This is a genomic window from Streptomyces griseorubiginosus (assembly GCF_017614965.1).
Taxonomy (GTDB): Bacteria; Actinomycetota; Actinomycetes; order Streptomycetales; family Streptomycetaceae; genus Streptomyces; species Streptomyces griseorubiginosus_B.
Genome location: NZ_WVUG01000432.1, coordinates 1 through 5,972 on the forward strand (window position 1 = coordinate 1; position 5,972 = coordinate 5,972).

At 72.8% G+C, this 5,972-nt stretch carries 5 protein-coding genes and 1 pseudogene; 5 read left to right on the forward strand and 1 reads right to left on the reverse strand.

The window, feature by feature from the left end:
- Positions 1–176 precede the first annotated feature (176 nt).
- Positions 177–845, forward strand: a complete 669-nt coding sequence (locus tag GRC12_RS41045; protein ID WP_208785547.1) for a TetR/AcrR family transcriptional regulator — start codon at positions 177–179, stop codon at positions 843–845.
- Positions 846–854: 9 nt separating this feature from the next.
- On the opposite strand, the gene GRC12_RS41050 is transcribed toward GRC12_RS41045, so the two are convergent.
- Positions 855–1,817: a helix-turn-helix transcriptional regulator gene (locus GRC12_RS41050; protein WP_208785544.1), complete on the reverse strand. Its 963-nt coding sequence runs from the start codon at positions 1,815–1,817 to the stop codon at positions 855–857.
- Between the two features lie 62 nt (positions 1,818–1,879).
- Here GRC12_RS41050 and GRC12_RS41055 point away from each other — a divergent pair, with 62 nt between their 5' ends.
- The 4 genes and pseudogenes from GRC12_RS41055 to GRC12_RS41070 all read left to right on the forward strand — a co-directional run.
- Complete coding sequence (locus GRC12_RS41055; RefSeq protein WP_439959942.1) at positions 1,880–3,514, forward strand: MFS transporter; 1,635 nt, start codon at positions 1,880–1,882, stop codon at positions 3,512–3,514.
- Positions 3,515–3,779: 265 nt separating this feature from the next.
- The gene (locus GRC12_RS41060) at positions 3,780–4,541 is read left to right on the forward strand and encodes a DeoR/GlpR family DNA-binding transcription regulator (protein ID WP_208785545.1); all 762 of its coding nucleotides are present in this window, start codon (positions 3,780–3,782) and stop codon (positions 4,539–4,541) included.
- Positions 4,538–5,485, forward strand: coding sequence for a 1-phosphofructokinase (gene pfkB / locus GRC12_RS41065; RefSeq protein ID WP_208785546.1), 948 nt, complete (start codon positions 4,538–4,540; stop codon positions 5,483–5,485). Before GRC12_RS41060 ends, pfkB begins: the two co-directional genes overlap by 4 nt.
- Positions 5,482–5,972 (forward strand): annotated as a pseudogene (locus GRC12_RS41070) (hypothetical protein); the annotation flags it as partial. The gene pfkB and the pseudogene GRC12_RS41070, both read left to right, overlap by 4 nt.

Consider the following 5,972-nt stretch of genomic DNA (forward strand, 5'->3'; position numbering starts at 1 on the left):
ATGCTGGGGGGCGGGGCACCCCGGACCTGAACCCCGGGGTGGCCCGCCGGATGGCAGATTGTGCCACATCGGCATAGCCTGCCGGTGTGAGCAGCCCCACCCCCTCCTCGAACTCCCGTGGAACCTCCCGGCAGGCCGCCGCCACCCTCACCGAACGGCGCAAGGCGGCCACCAGGATGGAGATCGCCCGAGCGGCGGCCGGACTGTTCGTGAGACAGGGCCTGCGCGCCACCCGCGCCGAGGACATCGCCCAGGCAGCCGGGGTCGCGCCGCGCACGTTCTATCGCTACTTCGCCACCAAGGAGGAGGCCGTCGCCCCCCTCTACGCGGCCGGCGCACACCGCTGGGTGGAGGCGGTCACCGGGGCCCCCGCCCACCTCTCCGTCCCCGAGGCCCTCGAACACGCGGCCCGCCACACCTTCACCCCGGGCGCCGGCGTCTCCGCTTCCTCCTGGGAACTGGTCCGCACCCTCATCCGCCTCACCGACACGAGCCCGGCCCTGGGGAAGGTCTGGGCGGAGGTCTGCCGGGACTCGGAGGGCAGGTTGGGGGAGGCGCTGGCGAGGAGGCTCGGCGCCTTGGACAACGTTGGCACGGCCTCTGGTACGTCCCCGGGTGCAGCTTCCGGTGCGTCCCCGGGTGCAGCTTCCGGTCCGTCCCCGCGACTGCGGTTCGCCGCAGCGGTGGCCGGTGCCGCGGTGCGGGTGGCCGTGGAGGCTTGGGCGGCGAGCGACGCCCCGACCACGGGCCCGAACGGACCGGCGGCGATGGCACTGAGAAACCTCGACGCGCTACGGGACTTCCCGTGGAGGGAGTTCACGAAGTTCACGGAGGAGCCTGGTTAGGGCTCGGGGCTAGCCTGCCGCTCTCACCAACCGGCCCCCCAACTCCCGTACGCACTCCACGAGTTCCGCAGGTTCCCGGACCGTGAACTCAAGACCCGTCAGGACCAGCCGGACCGCCGTCCACTCCATCGCGTCGCTCACGGTGGCCCGCAGTCGGCAGGAGCCCGAGTCCAGCGGCTCCGGCGTGCCCAGCCACGTCGGCAGCTTCGCCGCGGCGACCTCCGCCGGCGCGGCGAAGGTGACCTCGAAGTCGTAGGACTCCTGCTGCCGTTGCATGGAGCGGCGCAGGTACTCGGCCGCGCTCCCGGTCGGCAGCTCCCGCGGAGCGAACCGCGCGCCGGTCGCGAACGGCTCGCTCACCCGGTCGACCCGGAAGGTCCGCCAGTCGGCGCGATCGAGGTCGTACGCGACCAGGTACCACCGCCGCCCGGCCGAGACGAGCCGGTACGGCTCCGTCACCCGTCGCGTCTCGGTGCCGTCCTTCGCCCGGTAGGCGAACCGCAGCCGCTCCCGCCCCGCCACCGTGGACGCCATCACGGTCAGCGTCTCGGGCGCGATGCTCGCCCCGTCCCCGCTGGTCAGCGGCATGGTGGCGGCCTGGAGCGTGGAGACGCGGTGCCGCAGGCGCGAGGGCAGCACCTGTTCCAGCTTGGCCAGCGCCCGTACGGACGCCTCGTCCACCCCCTCCAGCGCGTGCCCGGCGCCCGCGCGGAGACCGACCGCGATGGCCACCGCCTCCTCGTCGTCGAGCACGAGCGGCGGCATCGCCTTCCCCGCGATCAGCCGGTAGCCGCCATCCGAACCCATCGTGGCCTGCACGGGATAGCCCAGCTCGCGCAGCCGTTCGATGTCGCGCCGCACCGTGCGCCGGGAGACCCCGAGCCGGTCGGCGAGCTCGCCGCCGGGCCATTCGCGGGGCGTCTGGAGGAGGGAGAGGAGCTGCAGCAGTCGTGCCGGGGTGTCCGTCGTCATGAGTTCGAGGATGCCGTACGACTAGGACACGATCTGACCTACTGGGGTCGTAGCTTCACGGTATGACCTCCACCGAAACGCCTGACGTGAGTTCTGCCGTGAGTTCCGACGCGTGTGCAGCCGTCGTAACGGACCGGCGTCGCTGGTTCGCGCTCGCGATCGTGATGACCGCGGCCTTCATGGATCTCGTCGACGTCACGATCGTCAACATCGCGATCCCGTCCATCCGGCGGGAAGCGGGCGCCTCCTTCAGCCAGATCCAGTGGATCACGGCCGGCTATGCGCTGGCCTTCGCCGCCGGCCTGATCACGGGTGGTCGCCTGGGTGACATTCACGGCCGCAAACGGCTGTTCCTGGTCGGTATCGGCGGTTTCACGCTCGCCTCGGCGCTGTGCGGCTTCGCCGCGAACCCGGAGATGCTGGTCGCCTCACGGATCATGCAGGGCGGCATGGCGGCGATGATGGTGCCGCAGGTCCTCTCGATCGTGCACGCGACCTTCCCGGCCCATGAGCGCGGCAAGGTCTTCGGTCTGTTCGGCGCGGTCGTCGGCCTGGGCGCCGTGACCGGCCCGCTGCTCGGCGCCCTGCTGACCGAGTGGAACCTGTTCGGCCTCGAATGGCGCCCCATCTTCCTCATCAACCTGCCCGTCGGCATCGCGGGGCTCGTCCTCGGCAGCCGCTTCATCACCGAGTCCAAGGCACCGCGCGCGCTGAAGCTGGACCTCGTCGGCGTCGCGCTGGTGACACTGGGCCTGCTGATGCTGCTCTACCCGCTGACCCGTGGCCGCGAGCTGGGCTGGCCGCTGTGGGGGTACGGCTCGATGGCGGGCGCGGTCGTGGTGTTCGGGACGCTGGTGGCGTACGAACGCCGGAAGGCGGCACGGGACGGTTCGCCGCTGATCGAACTCTCCCTGTTCCGGGTGAAGAGCTTCGCGGCGGGGATCGCGGTGCAGACGGTCTTCGGCGTCGCGCTCGGTGTGTTCTTCCTGGTGTGGACGCTGTACATGCAGATCGGCCTGGGCTGGAGCCCGCTGCGGGCCGGGCTGACCGGCGTGCCCTTCTCGATCGCCGTCTCCACGGCGGCGGGGCTGTCCGTGCAGCAGCTGGTACCGCGGTTCGGCCGCAAGGTGCTCCAGGCGGGCGCGCTGCTGATGGCCCTGGGCGTGCTGCTCTACATCGCCGAGTCCGACCGGTACGGCCTCGGCATCGCCTCCTGGCAGATGGCCCTTCCGCTGGTCGTGATGGGCGTCGGCATGGGCCTGATCGTCGCCCCGCTGACGGACGCGGTGCTGTCCGAGGTGCCGCGCGAGCACGCGGGATCGGCGTCGGGCCTGATCAACACGGTCCAGCAGATGGGGAACGCGCTCGGACTCGGACTCGTGTCGGTGGTCTTCTTCGGCGAGATCGGCGACCGGCTGACCCGCACCCAGGTGGGCCCGGCCTTCGTGAACGCCTTCCAGCACGCGCTGGTGTGGGTGGCGGTGGTCATGGGGTTGATCTTCATCCTGATGTTCGCGCTGCCGAAGCGGCCGGCCCAGCATGTGGAGGGGGCGGACGCGGTGGATGGCGTCGCTGGTGTCACTGGTGTCGCTGATGTCACTGGTGTTGACGGCGGGGACGGTGGTGCCGGTGCCGGTGCCGGTGCCGGGCTCAGGTCGGGGCAGTCGGAGGAGCAGCAGCCGTCGCTGGTCGGGTGAGGTGAGCGTCGCCCCAGGTCGGAACGGTCGTCAGGGCCCGTCCTCGCATCGCGAGGGCGGGCCTTCGCCGTGCCGTCCCCGGCGTTCCCTCGGGCCAGGGGCGCCCGTATGTGTCCGACTGATGCCCGAACCTGTTTACTTTCCGGAAATCCGGGCGTAGCCTCCCGAGTGAAGCCACAAGTTCGGGCATCAATCGGAAACGGTCGGACATCGGGGCACCACGGTGACCGGGGTCAGCCGGTTCTCGGACCGGAGGGGAACGGACATGTACGCACCGGAGCGGCAGCAGGAGATCCTCCGGCTCGCCCGTGACGGCGGCCGGGTGGACGTCGTGTCGCTGGCCGAGGAGTTCCAGGTGACGGCGGAGACGATCCGCCGGGACCTGAAGGCCCTCGACCGCGCCGGCCTGGTCCGCCGCGTGCACGGCGGTGCCATCCCGGCCGGACGTCTCGACTTCGAACCGGACCTCGCCGAACGCGAGGGCACCTCCACCGACGAGAAGGACCGCATCGCCAAGGCCGCCGTAGCGGAACTGCCGACCGAGGGCACCCTGATCCTCGACGCCGGTACGACGGTGGCCCGCCTCGCGGCCGCCCTCCCGCTGGAATCGTCCCTCACCGTCGTCACCCACAGTCTCCCCATCGCGGCCCGCCTCGCGGACCACCCCGGCATCCAGCTCCATCTGGTCGGGGGGCGCGTACGGCACCGTACGCGCGCCGCCGTGGACGCCTGGGCGCTGCGCGCCTACGGCGAGATCCGGGCGGACGTCCTCTTCGTCGCGGCCAACGGCTTCTCCGCCGACCACGGCCTGACCACGCCCGACCTCGCCGAGGCCGCGGTCAAGCGCGCGGCCGTCGCCGCAGCCCGCCGCGTGGTGCTGCTCGCCGACTCCTCCAAGCACGGCCAGGAACACTTCGCCCGCTTCGGCGACCTGAGCGACGTGGACCTGCTGATCACCGACAGCGGTCTGAGCCAGGACGACGCCGTCGCCATCGAGCGCGGCGGCCCGGAAGTGGTGCGCGCATGATCCTCACCGTCACCCCCAACCCCTCCCTCGACCGCACCTACGAGGTCCCCTCCCTGGAGCGCGGCGAGGTCATCCGCGCCACCGGCGAACGCATGGACCCCGGCGGCAAGGGCGTGAACGTCTCGCGCGCCGTCGCGGCCGCCGGACAGCGCACGGTCGCCGTCCTGCCCCTGGGTGGTGCGCCGGGAGCGCTCGTCGCGGACCTGCTCGACGCACAGGGCATCGAGGTCGCGCCGGTCCCGGTCGCCGGAGCCACCCGCTCCAACATCGCGCTCGCGGAGGCGGACGGGGTACTGACCAAGATCAACGCGCCGGGCCCGGAGCTGTCCGCGGAGGAGCAGGAACTGCTCCTGGAGACGGTGCGCGCACAGTCCCGGGACGCGGGCTGGATCGCCTGCTGTGGAAGCCTTCCGCGTGGGCTCGCGCCGGCGTGGTACGCCGACGTCGTCGCGCGGGCGCACGCCGGGGGCGCGCGGATCGCCCTGGACACCTCGGGGCGCGCGCTCCTGGAGGCGCTGCGCGAGCGGCCCGACGTGGTGAAGCCGAACGCCGAGGAGCTCGCGGAAGCCGTCGGGCGCCCCCTGGCGACGGTGGGCGACGCGGTGAAGGCGGCCGAGGAGTTGCGCGAGATGGGCGCGCGCGCCGTGCTCGCGAGCCTGGGCGCCGACGGGCAGCTGCTCGTGGACGGCGCGGGCGCCTGGTTCGGCAGCGCACGCGTGGACGCCGTCCGCAGCAACGTGGGCGCCGGCGACTCGTCCCTGGCCGGCTTCCTGATCGCCGGCGGCAGCGGCCCGAAGGCCCTCGCCTCGGCGGTGGCCCACGGCGCGGCAGCCGTCCAGCTGCCGGGCAGCGTCATGCCGACCCCGTCCGACCTGAACCCGGCGGCGGTCACGGTGACGACCGAGGTACCGATGGACCGCGCACTGACGGAGCCGGTGTCATGAGCGTTGGTACGACGCCCGGGACGGTGCTCGGTGTGGCGCGCGGGGCGGCGCTCGGCGTGGCGCCCGGGACGGCGCTCGGCGTGGCGCGCGGGACGGTGCTCGGTGTGGCACGCGGGACGGCGCTCGGCGTGGCGCCCGGGACGGTGCTCGGCGTGGCGCGTGAGACGGTGCTCGGTGTGGCGCGCGGGGCGGCGCTCGGCGTGGCGCGTGAGACGGTGCTCGGTGTGGCGCGCGGGGCGGCGCTCGGCGTGGCGCGCGGGGCGGCGCTCGCTGGGGCGCGTGAGACGGTGCCGCGCGCCGCCCCTTTGATCACCGCGCCGTCCACTGCAGTACCGGCCACGGCGTTCCCCGATCCGGCTCTCGAACGGCGAGGCTCCCCGTCACTCGCCACGAACGACGGGAGGCAGGGGCACCTGAGCCGTCCTGCCGCCCCGAGCAGGCGGGGTTTCCCCGGCCCCGCCTCTATCGGCACCGAGATCCTCCCCAC